Below are 17,695 nucleotides of genomic sequence, written 5' to 3' on the forward strand. Positions count from 1 at the left end.
GGATCAACCCGGTGCAGCCCGTGTAGTCGACCTGGTCGCCCACCCGCGCGCAGACCCGGCACCAGGCGGTCGCCGTCAGGCCAGGTCGACGATCACCTTCACGTCGTCGGGCTCCTTCTCCAGGGCGTCGGTGAACCGCTCCAGCGGGACGCGGCGGGTGATCAGGCCGTTCAGCCAGGGGCGGCTGGCGGCGGACAGGGCTTCGGCGGCGGCCAGGTAGTCCGGCAGGCCCGCGTTCACCGTGCCGACGATCGTCTTGTTGCCCAGCACCATGCCGTCGAACACGCCCGGGTCCAGCGGCACCGGGGCGTGGTCGCCGGTCAGGCCCGCCAGCACGGTGATCGAGGCGCGGCGGGCGCACTCCCAGATCAGGGGTGCGGCGCCGGTGCACTCGATGGCCACGTCGACCTCGGCGGTGACCTTGGCCAGGTCCGGGTAGTAGGTCGCGCCCAGGGCGGTGACCAGGTCGGGCTTGCGGCCGTCGGTGACGCGGTCGACCACGTGCACCTCCAGGCCCCGCTGCACGCCGAGCAACGCGGCCAGCAGGCCGATCGGGCCCGCACCCGTGATCAGCGCCGACCGGACCGGCAGGTGCGACCGCGCGGCCACCGCCGCCACCTGCGCCCACGCCTTGGCCACCACCGACGCGGGCTCGGTCAGCACGCCCGCGGCGCCCAGCGTCGGGTCGAGCTTCACCGCGAACTTCGGCGGCACGGTCCACCGCTGCATCCCGTACCCGTCGAGCTCCTTGATGCCGCGCTCGGTGTACTTGCCGTTGCGGCAGAAGTCCCACGCGTCCACCGCGCACGCGGGGCACGGCTCCGGGTCGGGGCGGCGCACCACCCCGGCGATCAGGTCGCCCTCGTAGAACCCGCAGTCCTCGGGCGCGGACAGCACCCGGCCCAGCGACTCGTGGAACGGCACGATGTGGTCCCGACCGGGCGGCAACCAGCCGAAACCGTCGCGGACGATCTCCACGTCGGTGCCGCACACCCCCACCAGCAGGCCCTCGACCACGAGCTCACCGTCGACCGGCACGACCTCGCGGTCCACCACCCGCGACGCCGACGGCTCCCCGGGCACGACCTCCGCCGCCCTCACGCCGCACCGCCGCGGTGGCGCTCGTCGCGGGTGTGGCCGCCGAACAGCACCGCCGCGCTGTTCACCAGCGCCAGGTGGCTGAACGCCTGCGGGAAGTTGCCGAGCATCCGCCCGGTGCCCGCGTCGTACTCCTCCGCCAACAGGCCCACGTCGTTGCACAGGTCCACGAGCCGGTCGTACATCGCCAGCGCCTCCTCGCGTCGCCCGGCCAACGCCAGCGCGTCGACGAACCAGAACGAGCACGCCAGGAAGCTTCCCTCGACACCGGCCAGGCCGTCCACTTCGGACTCGCCGTGGGACGTCTCGTACCGGTCGACCAGGTCGCCGCGCTTGAGCACCCGCGCGACCGCGTCCAGCGTGCCGACCACCCGCGGGTCGTCGCCGGGCAGGAAGCCGACCGCCGGGATCAGCAACGTGGCCGCGTCCAGCTCCGTGCCGCCGTAGTACTGGGTGAACGAGCCCAGCTCCGCGTTCCAGCCCTTGGCCAGCACCTCCGCGTGCACGGCCTCGCGCAGCTCCCGCCACCGCTCCACCGGGCCGGGCAGGCCGAACTCCTCCACCGCCCGCACCGCCCGGTCGAACGCCACCCACAGCATCACCCGCGAGTGGGTGAAGTGCCGGTCCGGCCCGCGCACCTCCCACAGGCCCTTGTCCGGCCGCTCCCACACCTTCTCCAGGTGCCGCATCATGCCGCGCTGCATCGCCCACGAGTCGGGCGTCTCGCCGAGCCCGCGTTCCCGGGCCAGGTGCAGCGCGTCCATCACCTCGCCGTACACGTCGAGCTGCAACTGCCGGTAGGCCGCGTTGCCGACCCGCACCGGCCGCGCGCCCCGGTAGCCGGGCAGCCAGTCGACCTCCCACTCCACCAGGTGCCGCTCGCCGCCGAGGCCGTACATGATCTGCAGGTCCGCCGGGTCGCCCGCCACGGCCCGCAGCAGCCACTTGCGCCACGCCGCCGCCTCGCCCGTGCAGCCGAAGTTGTCCAGGGCCAGCAGCGTGAACGTGGCGTCGCGCAGCCAGCAGTACCGGTAGTCCCAGTTGCGCTCGCCGCCGAACGTCTCCGGCAGCGAGGTGGTCGGCGCGGCCACGATCCCGCCGGTCGGCGCGTACGACAGGCCCTTCAGCGTGATCAGCGACCGCCGCACGGCCTGCGCGTGCGGCCCGTCGTAGTCGATCCGGGACGACCAGGCCAGCCAGAACGCCTCCGACCGGGCCACCTCGGCCAGCGCGTCCACCGGCGCGGGCGGCTCGTCGGGCGAGTACGCGAACTCCATCACCCACGACAGCCGCTCACCCGCCGAGATGGTGAACTCGGCCTCGTGCGCGCGCTTGCCGTGCACCCGGTACGGCAGCCGGTCGCCGTACAGCGCCACGGCCGACGGCCCGGCGAGCGCCACGATGCACTCCTGCCCGTCCCGCTCACCGCGGCGCACCCACGGCACCGAGTCGGCGTAGGCGAACCGCAGCACCCACCGCAACGACATCGCGACCTGCCCGGACACGCCTTCGAGCACGCGCACGACCCGCGTGTCGGCGTCCCAGTCGTCCTGCTCGGGCGGCATGGTGTCGATCAGCCGCACCACGCCGTCCAGCGTCTCGAACTCGGTCTCCAGCACCAGGCCGCCGTCCCGGTAGGACCGCCGCACCGACAGCGCCTCGGCGACCGGCGCGATCCGCCAGTGCCCGTCGTCCTCGGTGCCGAGCAGCCGCGAGAAGCAGGACGGCGAGTCGAACCGCGGCATGCACAGCCAGTCGATCGACCCGTCCCGTCCCACCAGGGCCGCCGTCCTCAGGTCGGACAGCAGCGCGTAGTCCTCGATCCGTCCAGGTCCCGTGTCTCCCACCCCGCCGACCCTACGTACCCGCGTTTGACATCGCGCGTCGTTGCGCATCCAGGAGGACATGACCTCCTTAGTCGCGGTGCTGCTGGCGAGCGCGTTGACCGTCCCCGGTCCCCCGGCCACCTACGCCCCGGCCGACAAGCAGGGGTTCGGCACCGCCCGCCAGGCGACGAGCCCGGTCTGGTTCACCCTCGGCCGCACCGGCCTCACCGAGGTCTTCTACCCCGACCTGAGCACGCCCGCGACGCGCGACCTGCGGCTGGTGGTCGACGGCCGCGCGGTCGAGGGCCGCACCGAGCCGGTCGGCAGGCTCCGCTACCGGCAGGTGTTCCGCGGTGACGGCTGGCAGGCCGAGGTCGCCTACACCACCGACCCGTCCCGCCCGACCGTCCTGGCCGACGTGCGGCTGCGCGCCGAGCGGCCGGTGGACGTGCAGGTGGTCTTCGACCCGAACCTGTCCCGCGACGGTGACGACGACCGGGCCGTCGAGCACCCCGAGGCGCTGCTGGCGCAGGACGAGCGGTCCGCGAGCGCGTTGGTCGCAGACGAGCCGATCACGGCGCGGAGCTCCACCGAGGGCAACGTCGTCCAGACCGGGACGCTGCGCTTGGACGGTGTGCGCGACCGCGGCGCCACGGTGGCGATCGGGTTCGGCGCGCACGTCGAGGAGGCGTTGACCAGCGCGAAGAGGTCCCTGGTCGAGGGCTTCCCCCGGCACGCCCGCCGGTACGACCAGGGCTGGGACGACTACCTCAAGGGCCTCAAGCGACCCAAGAGCGCCGACCGGGTCCTCTACGACACCTCGATGATGGTCCTCGCGGCGACCGAGGACAAAGCGCACCCCGGCGCGTTCATCGCCTCGCCGAGCTTCCCGTGGGCGTTCGGGTTCGACCGCGCGATCGCGCCGGAGTTCGGCTCGTACGCCCTGGTCTGGCCGCGTGACCTGTACCAGGTGGCGAGCGCGGTGCTCGCGGCCGGCGACCGGGCGGCGGCCGACCGCGCGCTCGACTTCATGCTCGACGTGCAGCAGCAGCCCGACGGGCACCTGCCCCAGAACACCAGGGTGGACGGTGAGCCGTACTGGACGAACATCCAGCAGGACGAGCAGGCCGCGCCGATGCTCCTGGCCTGGCTGCTCGGCCGCGCGGACAAGTCCACTGTGGACTCGCTGGTGGCCGCGGCGGAGTTCATGATCGCCCAGCCGGACGCGCCCGCCACGCAGCAGGAGCGGTGGGAGAACCAGAGCGGCTACTCGCCCGGCACGATCGCCCACGAGATCGCCGGCCTGGTGTGCCTGGCCGACCTGTTGCAGCGGTCGGGCGACCCGCGCGCGGCGCGCTACCTGGCCGTCGCCGACGACTGGGAGCGCCGGCTGGAGGGCTGGACGGTCACGCGCACCGGCCCGTTCTCGCCCGACCCCTACTACCTGCGGCTCACCAAGGACGGCCGGCCCGACGCGGGCACCACCTACAACCCCGGCGACAACCACCCCACCGCGATCGACCAGCGCGCCGCCGTCGACCCGAGCTTCCTGGAACTGGTGCGGCTGGGCGTGCGGCCGCACGACGACCCGGTCGTCCGCACCACCGTGCGCGTGGTGGACGAGCAGCTCCGGGTGGACCGGTTCTGGCACCGGTACAACGGCGACGGCTACGGCGAGCGCGCCGACGGCGGGCCGTGGAACATCGGCCACGGCCGCACGTACGGCAGGCTCTGGCCGATCTTCGCGGGTGAGCGCGGCGAGTACGAGCTGCTCGCGGGCGACGTGGGCGCCGCCCGCCGCCGGCTGGCCGACATCGCCTCCACCGCGAACGACGGGCGGATGCTGCCCGAGCAGGTCTGGCACGGTCGCGGCACCACGTCGGCCACGCCACTGGCCTGGACGCACGCCCAGTACGTGCGGCTGGCGTGGTCGATCGACGCGGGACGGCCGGTGGAGCGGCCCGCGGTGGTGGCCTGCCGGTACGCGGGCTGCTGATCACCGTTCGACGGCCCATCACCCGGTGGCGTTGTCGGCACTGCGTCTTCCGGGTGACGCTGATCCGATACGTTGGTGCTCATGCGCCGTGTCGTGCCGCTCATCGCCGCCCTGACCCTGCTCGCGGGCTGCTCACAACCCACGGACGGGTCCGCGAACCCCGGTGGTTCGACGCCGACGACCACCGCCGCCGACGGCCCGACGTCGAGCAAGCCGACCTCGGCCGCGAAGGAGCCGTCGAAGCGCCCGAAGGCGGTCGACGTCGAGGGCGTCGACCCGTGCGCGCTGCTGACCGACGCGCAGCGCGCCGAGTTCGGCCTGGACCAGCCGCCGCAACCGGGCGGTCAGCCGGACAAGAAGAGCTGCACGATCAGCCGGGGGGACCGCAAGTACTTCGTCGGCATCACCGCCGACACCACCGCGGGCATCGACGACTACGCCAAGTCGCAGGGCAAGGTCACCAAGCTCGAGGTGCAGGGCTTCCCCGCGCTGATGGTGGAGGCCAAGACCCAGCTCGGGCTCTCGTGCTCGGTCGACGTGGACGTCTCGGACGGCCAGGTGGTCGACGTGCAGGCGTCCAGCCTCGGCGAGACCGACCTCACCGCGCTGTGCCAGGTCGTGCAACCGGTCGCCGCGGCCGTCGTTACCAACTTGAACAAGTAGAACTGCTCCCTTTGCAGAGGGAACCGCTCACCCGCGTGACGCATCAGAGCTAAAGTCGTCCCAGATGCACACGCTGGGGTTTGTGCAGCACTGAGGAGGGGTGTGCCGTGTTCATCGCGGATGGTGGTGGCGGGGGAACGACGCCGACGACGCTGCCCGACTACGCCGGGGCGCAGCGCAAGCTCAGCATCGAGCCCTCGGCGATCCCGGCCGCGCGCAAGGTGTTCTCGGACGCGTTGAACCAGCTGGAAGCCAGGCTGACCGACGCGATGACGCAGCTCGAGGCGAAGCCCTGGGCGGGTGACCCCGTGAGCAGCGAGACCGCCGACCGGTTCAACCGGGACACGTTCGAGGCGGGTGACTCGGCCGGCCTGGTCGCGCTGAAGGCGTACCGCGAGCAGCTCAAGGGCGTGGTCGACCAGCTCACCGCGATCGAGGCCGACTACCGGCGAGTCGAAGGCGACAACACCGCGTCCTGGGGACGCGTCAACAACGGCTGACCTTGCTGACCTACGCACCCGAGGGGGGCGAGCACGATGGGTGACCACCGCTGGCGCGGGTATGCCCACCCCGATCTCTACCGGATGATCAACGACGGTCCGGGCGTTGCCGCGTCCCGGCCGCTCGAGGACTCCTGGAAGTCGTTGTCCGAGGCCCTGGGCGAGATCGACACGTCCATCCAGGAAGGACTCGCCAAGCTCGGCGCGAGCTGGGAGGGCGAGACCGCCGACACGACGACGGCCTCGCTGTCGCCGCTGGCCGCGTGGGCGCAGGACGCCCAGCAGGGTTCCAGCACGATGGAGACCTCCGCGCAGCTCCAGGCGGACTACATCGCGAACGCCCGCAAGGAGATGCCCGAGCCGGTGCCGGTGACCACCGAGGCGCCGTCGCTGGGCGACAAGATCCTGGGCGGGCTGACCGGCCCCGTCGGCATGATGCACGTGATCCAGCAGCAGCAGGACCACGAGCGGCAGGAAGCGGCGCAGGACAACGCCGAGGCCAAGGCCGTCGAGGTGATGAACAACTACCAGTCCAGCAGCGAGTGGAACGCCGACACGCTGGGCAAGTTCGTCCCGCCGCCGAAGGTCGTCGTCGACACGCCGCCGCCCGCCGGCGCGGGCGAGTTCAACAACTCGAGCGCGAACTACAACTCCACCCCGACCTGGACCGCGCCGAGCGGCGGCGGTGGCACCACGACCACGTCGTGGGCCCCGCCGAGCACCGGCTCGGTCGTGCCGACGCCCGGCCAGCTGCCCGGCTCCGGCGGCACCACGAACCCCTCGTGGGCCCCGCCGACGACCGGCACGCCGACGCCGACGCCGCCGGTGGTCAACCCGCCGGTGAACACGCCGGTCCGCCCGCCCCTCACCCCGACGCCGCCTCCCCTGTGGACGCCGCCGAAGCCGCCGACCAACGGCCCGCAGGTGCCGCCGCGGGTTCCGACCGGTCCCACCGGCGGTCCGCGTCCCGGCCTGCCGACCAGCCGCGTGCCGGGGATGCCCGGCATGCCCGGCGGTCCGAACGGTCCCCACGGCCCCGGCGGCCCCGGTGGTCCGAACGGCCTGCGCCCCGGCGTGCCCGGCATGCCCGGTGCGGGCGGTGTGCCCGGTGCGGGCATGCCCGGCGGTAGCAACCCGGCCGGCGTGCCCGGTCGCGGTGGCGTGCCCGGCGCGGGCTTCGGCCCCGGTGCCGGTGGTCCCGGCGGCGCGGGTCGTCCCGGCGCGGGCGGTCCCGGCATGGCCGGTGGCGCGGCCGGCGCGCAGGGCGGCGACGGCGAGGACGACATCGAGCACAAGGCAGCCGACTACCTGGTCGAGACGAACGACGTGTTCGGCGACGACCGGCTCGTCGCGCCGCCCGTGATCGGCGAGATGCCGCAGTAGCGAGTCTCCGGTGCACGGGCTCGCGTCGACACGGCGCGGGCCCGTGTCCGGTGTCCAGGGGACGGGGATGTCGGTGACGTATTTCGGGGGGCCCGCGGAGCGGGAGCCGATCGAGCTCTCGGCCGAGGAGTTCGACGTGCTCTGGGAACGCCTCGACCTCGGCCAGATGCCGCTGGTGATCAAGGTGCCCTCGCCGGGCAAGACCCACGCCGAGCGCGCCGACCTGGAGCGGCGCGTGTGGCAGGCCATCGGCGCGCGCGGCCTGGGCGGCCCGACCGGGCTGCACCCGGAGCTCGACTACCTGCTGCGGCTGTTCAACAGGCCCGAGCGCGAGGTCGACGGCCGGGTCTGGATCGGCAAGAGCGTGCGGGTGCTGGCCGTGGCCAACGGCGACGAGGGCGCGGTGGCCACCCTGACCGACAACCGGCTCACGTTCCGGCGCGCGGCGGGCAGCGGCCTGCCGTCGGCGGTGCTGGGCGCGCTGCCCGCGCACCCGGCCGGCACCGGGCACTCGGTGACCATGCCCAGCGCCGACCTGGAGGCCGCGGTCAAGAAGTCCGACGGCTCGCCCAAGAGCCTGGAGAACTCCCTGCGCGCGCACGGCGTGCGGCAGGAGGACGCGGCCACGCTCGTGAAGATGTTCACCGGGCTCGTGCACACCGGGAACTTCGGCGCGGCGGCCCGCGACAAGTACGGCAAGCGGTGCCGCCCGGACCGGGTGGTCGCGTTCTTCGACACCGAGGACGGCCGCTACCTCCAGCAGCGGCGGGCGTCGAACGGGACCGCGCCGTGGAGCACGTTCAGCCCGACCGACTCGCGCCGGCTCGCGCACCAGGTCGAGGAACTGCTCGCCGAAGCGGTGCGCGCCGCGCGGATCTGACCACGCCCGCCCGGCCCGCGCGTCGGCGGCGATAGCCTGGGCGGGTGCCGTCCAAGCCCGTCGACCCCCACGAGGTGCGCGCCGCGGTCGAGGCCGTGCTGCCCTGGCTCACCGGTGACGCGGACAAGCCGGACCGCCCGGTCCTGGCCGCCGCCGTGCGGCTGAGCCTGCGCGCGCTGGAACAGGTCGCGCCCGGTCGCAGCGTCGAGGTGCGCGTGCCGCCGTTCGCCGCCGTGCAGTGCGTGGCGGGCCCCCGGCACACCCGCGGCACGCCGCCGAACGTGGTCGAGACCGATCCGCGCACGTGGCTGGAACTGGCGGTGGGCCGGCTCGGCTGGGCGCAGGCGTTGGCGGACGCCAGGGTCACCGCGTCGGGCAGCCGGGCGGATCTCTCAACCCTGCTCCCGGTGCTCCGCTTCTGGCTAAGCTCGACCGCGTGAAGGCGCTCAAGGCGTGTGTCGCGGTCCTCGCGGTCGGAACCCTCCTGGTCGGGTGCAGCAGCGAGTGGTCGGGTGAGGTCGACTTCAAGGTCGTCAAGATCAACCCGCCGTACGAGTCGATGGGTGAGACCAAGCCGTCGTACGTGAACCTCGAACTCGACCAGGACCAGCCCGGCGGGATCGAGCGGATCGACAAGAAGTCCGCCGACCTCGACCGGTTCCCGGAGGGGATCAAGGTCGGCGACCTCGTGGTGTGCACGGTGCGGCAGTCCGACCAGAGCGGCTTCGACCAGGAAGGCGTCCGGACCGAAGTCGGCCCCTGCCGCTTGCGGTGAACCGGGAACCGGCGAGGCGGCGGTTGGCCTAGAACCAGGACCCGACCGTCTTGTCCCAAGCCTTGCCGACGCCCTCCACCGCGTCACGGCCGAGTTCGACCACGTCACCGACACCGCCGACGACCACGTCCACGGTGTCGTTGACGATCTCCTTGCCCGTGTCGAGCAAGCCGGTGCCCGCCTCGGACCAGTTGCCGTTCACCGCTTCCCGACCGGCGTTCCACAGCCCGGTGCCCGCGTCCTTCACCAGGTCGGCCGCGCCGACGGCCGTGCCGCCCACGAAGTCGACCACCGGTCCGACGCCCGGGACGTGCGAGCCCGGCAGCGACGGGCCGAGCGGGTTCTCGTCCCAGTCCTGGGAGGTGACGGAACCGCCGTCGCCGGTCGCGATGCGGGCCAGGTTCTGCACCGACTCCGAACCCGGCGCGTAGTACTGGGAGTGCGCGCCGAGCGCCGACGTGCCGTCGGTGGTGCCGAAGGTCTTGGCCCCGAACCGGTCGTCGTACGGGCCGATGGAGGAGCCGTCCTCGGTGAACCAGGTCTGGCTCGTGCCCTGCACGACGGGGTCGTGCTCGGTCGCGCCGACGTAGACGTGACCGGGGCCGGCGGAGAGCTGGTTGACGTTCGACGCACCCACGCCGGGCGAGCCGACGAACGCGATGTCGTCCGCGGCCAGGCCGTTCATGCCCGCGTAGCCGACCGTGGTGGAGCCGTAGGAGTGACCGATCACGGTGACGTGCGGGTCGTGGCCCGCGGTTTCCGCGGCGGCGCGGTAGCCGTTGACGTCGGCGACGAGGTTCGCGCCGCCTTCACGGGCCTGCGCCGGGTTGTCGACCTCGCCGGGCGACCAGCCGGGTGCGTCGTAGCCGAGCCACTGGATGGTGGCGTTGCCCTCCGTGCCCATGGCCGCTCGCAGGTTGCCCGCCTGGTCCACGGAGAAGCCGTCCAGCGTCGACCCGGTGCCCGGCACGCTGATCGCGAGGTTCGTGGCGGTGTCGGGGTTGCCGTAGGCGATGGCGGTGCCGCCGTCGCCGCGCGGGCCGTAGGGGTCCCACGCCAGGATCCGGACGTCCGGCTTCCCCTCGGCGTTGAGCCAGTTGTTGTCCCTGGCGAGCTCTTCCGCCCGTTCGATGCTCTTCTGCACCTTCTCGGCGTTCTCGGCCTTGGTGGCGGCTTCCTGGCGCTGCTCGTTCAACGACGCGTACTGCTCGTCGTTCAGGAGCTTGGTCATGTCCTCGGACTTGCTGGGGTCGAGGCCCAACTCCCGCGCCCGTTCGGCCATCTGCGCGTCGAGCTGGTCGCGCTGCGCGCCGAAGCGCTGGGCGTCGTCCGCGATGCGCATCCGGTTGGCCTGGTCGAGCACGCCGGACGGCAGGCCGCGCAACTGGCCCAGTTCCTGGAACTTGGTGCGCAGCAGTTCGTCCTGCTGCTCCTTGGTCAGCGACTTCCACCAGGCGGCGACCTGCTTGGGGTCGGTGCCGGGGCCGGGCACGGTGGCGGTGGTGCGCATGGCCGTGACGGTGGTCTGCCAGCCGGCGTCCTTGGCCGCCGTCTCCTCGAAGCCGGGGCGGACCTTGGAGAGGGCGTCGGCGTAGGAGCGCAGGACGCGTTCGTAGCCCGTCTTGACGTTGGTCAGCTGCTCATTCACCCGGTTGGCGAGCTCGCGGGTCTGCGCCTCGTCCAGGGCGGGCGAGCGGCCGCGCCAGAAGTCGATGAGCTGGTCGGCGCTGCCGCGCATCTGCGCGTAGGCGCGGGAGGCGGCCTGGACGATGTCCGCGCCGGCGCCCAGCCGCTCGCCGGCCACGGTCGCGGACTTCGCGGACAGCTCGGCGCGGGCGCCGAAGGACGTCGCGGCGTCGCCCTTCCAGGTCGAGGTGGCCGTGCTGCCGCCCGCGGAGACCGCCTGGCCCGCGCGGTCGACGGCGCTCATCGCGCCGGTGATCGGGTCGGCGGCGGTGGCGACGCGGCCCGCGTCACCCGAGGCGAGCTGCCCGTACAGGACCTCCGGGTCGGTGAAGCTCACGCCATGCCCCCTTCGATGCCGCGGAACGAGGAGTTCGAGTCGTCGTCCGCGCGCTGGTAGGCGTCGGCGTTCTCGGTGAGGCCGTCACCGGCGTCGCGGTACCAGGCGCTGCCCCGGCGCAGGTCGTCGGACTGCTCGCCGGACCACTTCGCCAGCGCGTCGACGAACTCGGCCGCCGCGGGCACCTGCCCGAGCGCGCCCGCGTCCAGCCTGAGCATGGAGATCATCTCGGCGCCGTCGCCGGTCGCGTCCGCGCCCTCGTGGAACTGCTTGGACGCCTCGCGCAACGTCTCTGGTTGCACCCCGAACACGATTGCCCACCCTTCGTGCCGCTAACCACCGGCAATGCGACGCGCGGCCACCATCTTCGGTTCCCTCGCCCCCGCGGGCCAAGGAGGTGCGACAAACCGCCCGTTGGTGATCACTCGAAGGTGATCTTGCCCAGGTCGAACGCCAGTTCGACCATTGACACATGACATTTTTGCTCCCCGCGCCCAGAGCCGCGGTCCTGCACATCGCCCAGGAACTGGCGTGGCGGTTCCGGGAAATGCTCGGGTCCTTCCTGATGCGCCGTTCCGGTCCGCGCCACCTCCTGCGCTCGCCCCGGCAAATCCGCTGGCAGCGCTGGAAGGTGGAGCTCGCCGTCCGCCTCCACGCCGGCCCGGGTAGGGACATCTCGCCCTACCGGCTCAAGCACCCCAGGGAGCAGGGCTTCTCGTTGCGCCCGTCGCCGTGGAGCACGCTGCACCCACCACCCCGAACGGCCCAATCCCCGGCCGTCGCCGAGCACGACGACGACCGCACGACCGACCTCGGCACGGCGGCGACCGCGTACGCCATGCCGAACACCGAGCCGACGCGGGAGGCGGAGTTCGATCCGGAGTTCGAGTCGGGCTTCGGGCCGGGCCTCGGGTCGTGCGGCCCGGAGTCAGCCGAGCCCGAGGCGTGGCCCGAGGTGTCGCCGGGACCGTGGACCGAGCCGTCGTCCGAGCCGTGGGCGGAGGCGTGGACCGGGCAGCCGGAGGCGGGTTTCACCGGCCACGTCGAGGACCGGGACTTCGACCCGCCCCGGGTGGCCCTCTTCTTCACCCCGCGCGCCCACGTCGAACGGGCGGCTGGTGCGACGTCCGTCGACCCCGTCGCCGAGTTCATCGCCACCTGCTCGACCACCGCCGAGCCGGGCACCGCGCACGTGGAGTGGTCCGCCGAGGAGACCGCGTCCCTCACCCCCGTCACCGACTGGCCCGACGCCGGCGAGTCCGGGTACGCCCACCACGCCGTCGACACCGCGCCCGCCGCCCCCGAGGACGAGGAGGAGTGGGAGTTCCAGGTCGGCGACCTGACCCGGTGGTGGGACGAGGCCATCGCGCGGCTCGACGCGCTGGCCCGGGACGAGGTGCGCGACCGGCCGTGGTGATCGCCGCCGCCCGTGATCCGAGGGCACCGCCGGCCCCGTCCCCGCGTCGGTAGGGGTGAAGGTCGGCCATCCGCCGCCGGGACCGACGTCCGTGCGGCACGATGGCCGCGCAGCGATCTACTCGAGCGGGAGGCTGGACGTGCCTGGAGGTTGGACCACCCAGCGGTGGACCGAGGTCTTCACCGCGCAGGCGGCGATGTTCCGGGCGGCGGTCGGGAAGGCCGACCCCGCCGCCGCGGTGCCCAGCTGCCCCGGCTGGACGTTCACCGACCTGGCGCTGCACGTCGGCAGGTTCCTGGAGACGTCCCTGGAGTACCTGCGCACCGGCAGCACCGTGCAGCTCCGCCTGCCGCGCCCGCCCGCCGAGCCGGCGCCGCTGGACTACCTGGACGAGCAGCTCGCCAAAGCCGCCGAGCTGCTGCCGTCCACCCCGGGCAACCGGACGGCGTGGACGTTCTCGCCCTCCGCGCCGGACCTGGCGTGGGTCTGGCACCGGCGCATCGCGCACGAGCTGGACCTGCGCCGCTGGGACGCCCAGGCGGCGCTGCGCGAGCTGGTGGTGGGTGACGCGGACTTCGCGGTCGACGGCATCGACGAGGCGCTCACCACACTGCTGGCCGCCAAGTACGCCACCGACGTGCCGCTGTCGGTCAAGGGCACCGCCCTGGTGCAGCTCACCGACGTGCCCGAGGCGTGGGTGGTGACGTTCGCGCCGGGCGTCGTGCCGGAGGTGCGGGCGGCGTGGCCGGGCGAGGAGGCGGACCTGCGGATCAGCGGCGAGGCACAGCTCGTGCACTACGGCCTGTGGGGTCGTCTGCCGCTCAAGCACGCCGGTGACGAACGGGTCTGGTACGCGCTCAAGCTGGACTGATCGGCGGGCGAGGGTGCGTTTGGTCACGTCGGAGGGGGTCTGAGGGGGGTGGTACCGCCCCCATCAGCCTTACACTCGATGGTGCAGCCCCGACCCTCGTCGCTAGGGAGCAACCCGGTGGTCACCGACCATTCAGCAACCGGCCGCATTGACCCCGAAACCCAGGAAGAACGCGAACCCCGCGAAGAATGCGGTGTGTTCGGCGTGTGGGCTCCCGGCGAAGAGGTCGCCAAGCTCACCTACTACGGCCTGTACGCCCTCCAGCACCGCGGCCAGGAAGCCGCGGGCATCTCGGTCGGCGACGGCAGCCAGGTGGTGGTCTTCAAGGACCTCGGCCTGGTCAGCCAGGTGTTCGACGAGCAGGTCCTGCAGTCGCTGCGCGGCCACGTCGCCGTCGGCCACTGCCGCTACTCCACCACCGGGTCCACCACGTGGGAGAACGCGCAGCCGACGTTCCGCACCACCGCCACCGGCTCGGGCCTGTCGCTCGGCCACAACGGCAACCTGGTGAACACCGCCGAGCTGCTGGCCAAGGCGCGCGAGGTGGGCGTGGACACCAGCCACGGCGCCACCACCGACTCCGACCTGGTGTGCGGCCTGCTCGCCGCCCAGGCCGCCGACATCGGTATCGAGCAGGCGGCCATGCAGCTGCTGCCGACGCTGCGCGGCGCGTTCTGCCTGGCGTTCTCCGACGAGTCCACCCTCTACGCGGCCCGCGACCCGCAGGGCGTGCGCCCGCTGGTGCTGGGCCGGCTGGAGCGCGGCTGGGTCGTGGCCAGCGAGACGGCGGCGCTGGACATCGTCGGCGCGTCGTTCGTCCGCGAGGTCGAGCCGGGCGAGCTGATCGCGATCGACGAGAACGGCCTGCGGTCGAGCCGGTTCGCCAACCCCGAGCCCAAGGGCTGCATCTTCGAGTACGTCTACCTGGCCCGCCCGGACACCACGATCGCCGGCCGCTCGGTGCACGCCACCCGCGTCGAGATCGGCCGGCGGCTGGCCGTGGAGCACCCGGTGGAAGCCGACCTGGTGATCCCGGTGCCCGAGTCCGGCACGCCCGCCGCCATCGGGTACGCCCAGGCCAGCGGCATCCCGTACGGCTCGGGCCTGGTCAAGAACGCCTACGTCGGCCGCACGTTCATCCAGCCGTCGCAGACCATCCGCCAGCTGGGCATCCGGCTCAAGCTGAACCCGCTGCGCGACGTGATCCGGGGCAAGCGCCTGGTCGTCGTGGACGACTCGATCGTGCGCGGCAACACGCAGCGCGCCCTGGTGCGGATGCTGCGCGAGGCCGGCGCGGTCGAGGTGCACGTGCGGATCGCGTCGCCGCCGGTCAAGTGGCCGTGCTTCTACGGCATCGACTTCGCCTCCCGCGCCGAGCTGATCGCCAACGGCCTGGACACCGACGGCATCCGCCGGTCGGTGGGCGCCGACTCGCTGGGCTACGTGTCGCTGGAGGAGCTGATCGCGGCCAGCGAGCAGCCGAAGACGCGGCTGTGCTGCGCGTGCTTCGACGGCGAGTACCCGATCCCGCTGCCCGACGACGCGCTGATCGGCAAGCACCTGCTCGAAGGCATCCGGGGCGTCTCGGGCTCGGCCACCCCCGTGCTGACGAACGGGTACGGTGCCGAGGACGCCCTGCAACGCCCCTGATCGTCGGCAGAGCCGGGCGTGCGCCCGGACGGACCGGATGCCCTGAAATGTGGATGCCCGAAATCGTGGAGCACAGAGACGTGACGGACAGCGCCAAGGCGACCTACGCCGCAGCTGGAGTAAGCATCGAAGCCGGTGACGAGGCGGTGGAGAAGCTCAAGCCGTGGGCGGCGAAGGCGCAGCGTCCCGAGGTGCTCGGCGGCATCGGCGGCTTCGCGGGGTTGTTCCAGCTCAAGCTGGACCGCTGGAAGGAGCCGGTGCTCGCGTCCTCGACCGACGGCGTCGGCACCAAGATCGCGGTCGCGCAGGCGATGGACAAGCACGACACGGTCGGCATCGACCTGGTCGCGATGGTCGTGGACGACCTGGTGGTGTGCGGCGCGGAGCCGCTGTTCCTCCAGGACTACATCGCGATCGGCCGGGTCGTGCCGGACAAGGTCGCGGCGCTGGTCAAGGGCATCTCCGAGGGCTGCGTGCTGGCGGGGTGCGCGCTGCTGGGCGGCGAGACCGCCGAGCACCCCGGGCTGATGGGCGAGAACGACTACGACATCTCCGGCACGGGTGTCGGCGTGGTCGAGGCGTCCGCGATGCTCGGCCCGGACCGGGTGCGCGCGGGTGACGTGGTGATCGCCATGGGCTCCTCCGGCCTGCACTCGAACGGGTACTCCCTGGCGCGGCACGTGCTGCTGGACATCGCCCGGATGCCGCTGGAGGGCCACGTCGAGGAGTTCGGCCGCACCCTCGGCGAGGAGATGCTGGAGCCGACCCGCATCTACGCCAAGGACTGCCTGGCGCTGGCCGCCGAAGCAGAGGTGCGCACGTTCGCGCACGTCACGGGCGGCGGCCTGGCCGCGAACCTGGCCCGCGTGCTGCCCGAGGGCCTGCGCGCCGACCTCAACCGCGGCACCTGGACGCCCGCCCCCGTGTTCGCCCTGATCGCCCAGCGCGGCCGGGTGGAGCGCGAGGAGATGGAGAAGACGTTCAACATGGGCGTCGGCATGGTCGCCGTCGTCGCCCCCGAGGACGTGGACCGCGCCCTGGCCGTCCTGACGGCCCGCCACGTGCCCGCGTGGGTGCTGGGCGAGATCGTCCGCTCCGACGAGCCGGGCGCCGCCCTGGTGGGCGAGCACCCGCGGTTCTAGTTCGAACGCCGGCCCGTCGCGAGCCACCCCGACCGGGGCGGTGCGCGGCGGGCCGGTCCGCGTCCCGGGCCGGGTCCGGCCGCGGGGATCGGGGTGGGTGGCGAGGGCAACCTCCGGCGGTCGTCGTTCCGTACTAAGCGGCGACCGAGGAGGGTGAGTGGAACGCGATCGCGAGTTCGGTGAGTTCGTCGATGCCCGCGCGTTGGTGATGCGGAGGACCGCGTACCTGCTGTGCGGTGACTGGCACCGCGCCGAGGACCTGGTGCAGACGGCGTTGACCAAGCTGTACGTCGCCTGGCCGAGGGTGCGGCGCGGCAGCGTCGACGCCTACGCCCGCAAGGTGCTCGTGCGCGCGGCCATCGACGAGGGCCGGCGCGGCTTCCGGAGTCGGGAGACCGTGGTCGACGCCGTGCCCGACACCGCGGTGTCCGGCACCGCGCCCGGCGACCTGGACGTCCGCCGGGCCCTGGCCCTGCTGCCGCCGGGTCAGCGCACCGTCGTGGTGCTCCGCTACTGGGAGGACCTCAGCGTCGCGGAAACCGCCCGACTGCTCGGTCGGACCGAAGGCACCGTGAAGAGCCAGGCGGCGAAGGGCCTCGCCGCGCTGCGCGAACTTCTCGGCCGCCACGTATTCGAGGAGCAGCGATGACCGACATCAAGCAGACCCTGTCGACCGCGTTCGACGACGAGCCGCCGCTCGGTATCGACAAGGCGGCGATCCTCAGGAGCGGCCGGCGCAAGGCGACCTTCCGCCGCGGCTGCACCGGCGCCGCCGTGCTCGCCACGGTCGCCGCCGTGGCCGTCCCGGCGTTGCTCTGGTCCGGAGCCGGGGGTGGCAGCGGGGGCGACCGGCTCCAGGTGGCGGCGGGCCAGTCCTCGGCCACCGGGCCGACGCTGACCACCACGAGCGCGCCCGCTCCCACCACCACGTCCGCCCCCGAGACGTGGTTCACCACCAAGCCGGGCTCGTCGGGCGTGCCGGGGTCGGCCGTGGTGCCGCCGCCACCCAGGCCCGTCACGCCCGAACGCGCGGGCGAGCTGGGCGCGCTGATCGCCGCCGCCGAGGCGTTCCCGACGGTCGTGCAGGTCAAGCCGGTCCCGCAGGACCCGATGGACCCGTGGACCTTCCGCATCAGCAACTCCAACGCGTACCTGTCGCTCACGGACGTCACCACCGAGGTGGGTCGGGGTTCGGTGCTGCTGCACCTGTACCCGGGCAACGCGCGGTGCGAGGCCGCCGACACGACGTGCCAGGAGCGGCAGTTCGGCGGCCGGTCGGTGTCGGTGTCGACCCAGGAGCACAACGGGATCACCCTGCTCACGGTCCGGACGGCCACGCCCGACGGCGCGGTGATGTCGGCGCAGACGTCCAACAGCAGCGACAAGGCCACCAGCAACGGCACCCCGCCGCCGCTGACCTGGGAGCAGCTGGCAAAGATCGTGACCGTGCCGGGGTTGGTCTTCTAACCTG

Annotated in this window: 17 protein-coding genes; 13 read left to right on the top strand and 4 right to left on the bottom strand. The window is 72.9% G+C overall.

Features of this window, described 5'->3' with window-relative positions; all coding sequences use genetic code 11:
* Positions 1-75 precede the first annotated feature (75 nt).
* Positions 76-1,101 carry an alcohol dehydrogenase catalytic domain-containing protein gene (locus ACIQMJ_RS06500; RefSeq protein WP_499759924.1) on the bottom strand — a complete coding sequence of 342 codons (1,026 nt, stop codon included), beginning with the start codon at positions 1,099-1,101 and terminating at the stop codon, positions 76-78.
* A complete protein-coding gene (locus tag ACIQMJ_RS06505; RefSeq protein WP_499759925.1) occupies positions 1,098-2,945 on the bottom strand; it encodes a glycoside hydrolase family 15 protein in 1,848 nt (615 codons plus the stop codon). Before ACIQMJ_RS06505 ends, ACIQMJ_RS06500 begins: the two co-directional genes overlap by 4 nt.
* Before the next feature lie 58 nt (positions 2,946-3,003).
* Here ACIQMJ_RS06505 and ACIQMJ_RS06510 point away from each other — a divergent pair, with 58 nt between their 5' ends.
* The 7 genes from ACIQMJ_RS06510 to ACIQMJ_RS06540 all read left to right on the top strand — a co-directional run bounded on the left by ACIQMJ_RS06510 (position 3,004) and on the right by ACIQMJ_RS06540 (position 9,121).
* Positions 3,004-4,920, top strand: a complete 1,917-nt coding sequence (locus tag ACIQMJ_RS06510) for a glycoside hydrolase family 15 protein (protein ID WP_499759926.1) — start codon at positions 3,004-3,006, stop codon at positions 4,918-4,920.
* An 81-nt stretch (positions 4,921-5,001) separates the two neighbouring features.
* On the top strand, positions 5,002-5,583 hold the full coding sequence (locus ACIQMJ_RS06515) for a DUF3558 domain-containing protein (protein ID WP_499759927.1): 582 nt from the start codon (positions 5,002-5,004) through the stop codon (positions 5,581-5,583).
* A 107-nt stretch (positions 5,584-5,690) separates the two neighbouring features.
* The gene (locus ACIQMJ_RS06520) at positions 5,691-6,083 is read left to right on the top strand and encodes a transcriptional regulator (RefSeq protein ID WP_499759928.1); all 393 of its coding nucleotides are present in this window, start codon (positions 5,691-5,693) and stop codon (positions 6,081-6,083) included.
* Positions 6,084-6,119: 36 nt separating this feature from the next.
* Positions 6,120-7,466, top strand: a complete 1,347-nt coding sequence (locus tag ACIQMJ_RS06525) for a PPE domain-containing protein (protein WP_499759929.1) — start codon at positions 6,120-6,122, stop codon at positions 7,464-7,466.
* Positions 7,467-7,533: 67 nt separating this feature from the next.
* Positions 7,534-8,346 carry an ESX secretion-associated protein EspG gene (locus tag ACIQMJ_RS06530; RefSeq protein WP_499759930.1) on the top strand — a complete coding sequence of 271 codons (813 nt, stop codon included), beginning with the start codon at positions 7,534-7,536 and terminating at the stop codon, positions 8,344-8,346.
* Positions 8,347-8,390: 44 nt separating this feature from the next.
* Complete coding sequence (locus ACIQMJ_RS06535) at positions 8,391-8,786, top strand: sterol carrier family protein (RefSeq protein WP_499759931.1); 396 nt, start codon at positions 8,391-8,393, stop codon at positions 8,784-8,786.
* The gene (locus tag ACIQMJ_RS06540; RefSeq protein WP_499759932.1) at positions 8,783-9,121 is read left to right on the top strand and encodes a hypothetical protein; all 339 of its coding nucleotides are present in this window, start codon (positions 8,783-8,785) and stop codon (positions 9,119-9,121) included. The genes ACIQMJ_RS06535 and ACIQMJ_RS06540 overlap by 4 nt, the downstream gene beginning before the upstream one ends.
* Positions 9,122-9,149: 28 nt before the next feature.
* Here ACIQMJ_RS06540 and ACIQMJ_RS06545 read toward each other — a convergent pair whose 3' ends face one another.
* Complete coding sequence (locus ACIQMJ_RS06545; RefSeq protein WP_499759933.1) at positions 9,150-11,144, bottom strand: alpha/beta hydrolase; 1,995 nt, start codon at positions 11,142-11,144, stop codon at positions 9,150-9,152.
* On the bottom strand, positions 11,141-11,446 hold the full coding sequence (locus tag ACIQMJ_RS06550) for a DUF2563 family protein (RefSeq protein WP_499759934.1): 306 nt from the start codon (positions 11,444-11,446) through the stop codon (positions 11,141-11,143). Before ACIQMJ_RS06550 ends, ACIQMJ_RS06545 begins: the two co-directional genes overlap by 4 nt.
* Before the next feature lie 170 nt (positions 11,447-11,616).
* Here ACIQMJ_RS06550 and ACIQMJ_RS06555 point away from each other — a divergent pair, with 170 nt between their 5' ends.
* The 6 genes from ACIQMJ_RS06555 to ACIQMJ_RS06580 all read left to right on the top strand — a co-directional run bounded on the left by ACIQMJ_RS06555 (position 11,617) and on the right by ACIQMJ_RS06580 (position 17,691).
* Positions 11,617-12,561: a hypothetical protein gene (locus ACIQMJ_RS06555; protein WP_499759935.1), complete on the top strand. Its 945-nt coding sequence runs from the start codon at positions 11,617-11,619 to the stop codon at positions 12,559-12,561.
* 139 nt (positions 12,562-12,700) lie between these two features.
* Positions 12,701-13,432 carry a maleylpyruvate isomerase N-terminal domain-containing protein gene (locus ACIQMJ_RS06560; RefSeq protein ID WP_499759936.1) on the top strand — a complete coding sequence of 244 codons (732 nt, stop codon included), beginning with the start codon at positions 12,701-12,703 and terminating at the stop codon, positions 13,430-13,432.
* 117 nt (positions 13,433-13,549) lie between these two features.
* On the top strand, positions 13,550-15,082 hold the full coding sequence (gene purF / locus ACIQMJ_RS06565; protein WP_499759937.1) for an amidophosphoribosyltransferase: 1,533 nt from the start codon (positions 13,550-13,552) through the stop codon (positions 15,080-15,082).
* Positions 15,083-15,135: 53 nt separating this feature from the next.
* Complete coding sequence (gene purM, locus ACIQMJ_RS06570) at positions 15,136-16,224, top strand: phosphoribosylformylglycinamidine cyclo-ligase (protein ID WP_499759938.1); 1,089 nt, start codon at positions 15,136-15,138, stop codon at positions 16,222-16,224.
* 157 nt (positions 16,225-16,381) lie between these two features.
* Positions 16,382-16,873 carry a SigE family RNA polymerase sigma factor gene (locus ACIQMJ_RS06575; RefSeq protein WP_499759939.1) on the top strand — a complete coding sequence of 164 codons (492 nt, stop codon included), beginning with the start codon at positions 16,382-16,384 and terminating at the stop codon, positions 16,871-16,873.
* Positions 16,870-17,691, top strand: a complete 822-nt coding sequence (locus tag ACIQMJ_RS06580; protein ID WP_499759940.1) for a hypothetical protein — start codon at positions 16,870-16,872, stop codon at positions 17,689-17,691. The genes ACIQMJ_RS06575 and ACIQMJ_RS06580 overlap by 4 nt, the downstream gene beginning before the upstream one ends.
* The last annotated feature ends 4 nt before the right edge of the window (positions 17,692-17,695 follow it).

Origin of the sequence: Actinosynnema sp. NPDC091369 (assembly GCF_044757065.1) — a bacterium.
Taxonomy (GTDB): domain Bacteria; phylum Actinomycetota; class Actinomycetes; order Mycobacteriales; family Pseudonocardiaceae; genus Actinosynnema.

Excerpts from the sequence above, each read along its gene's own strand:
- ACIQMJ_RS06510 (WP_499759926.1), top strand. The coding sequence starts at position 3,004 with ATGACCTCCTTAGTCGCGGTGCTGCTGGCGAGCGCGTTGACCGTCCCC.
- ACIQMJ_RS06515 (WP_499759927.1), top strand. The coding sequence starts at position 5,002 with ATGCGCCGTGTCGTGCCGCTCATCGCCGCCCTGACCCTGCTCGCGGGC.
- ACIQMJ_RS06555 (WP_499759935.1), top strand. The coding sequence starts at position 11,617 with ATGACATTTTTGCTCCCCGCGCCCAGAGCCGCGGTCCTGCACATCGCC.
- ACIQMJ_RS06580 (WP_499759940.1), top strand. The coding sequence starts at position 16,870 with ATGACCGACATCAAGCAGACCCTGTCGACCGCGTTCGACGACGAGCCG.
- purM (WP_499759938.1), top strand. The coding sequence starts at position 15,136 with ATGCCCGAAATCGTGGAGCACAGAGACGTGACGGACAGCGCCAAGGCG.
- ACIQMJ_RS06530 (WP_499759930.1), top strand. The coding sequence starts at position 7,534 with ATGTCGGTGACGTATTTCGGGGGGCCCGCGGAGCGGGAGCCGATCGAG.
- ACIQMJ_RS06525 (WP_499759929.1), top strand. The coding sequence starts at position 6,120 with ATGGGTGACCACCGCTGGCGCGGGTATGCCCACCCCGATCTCTACCGG.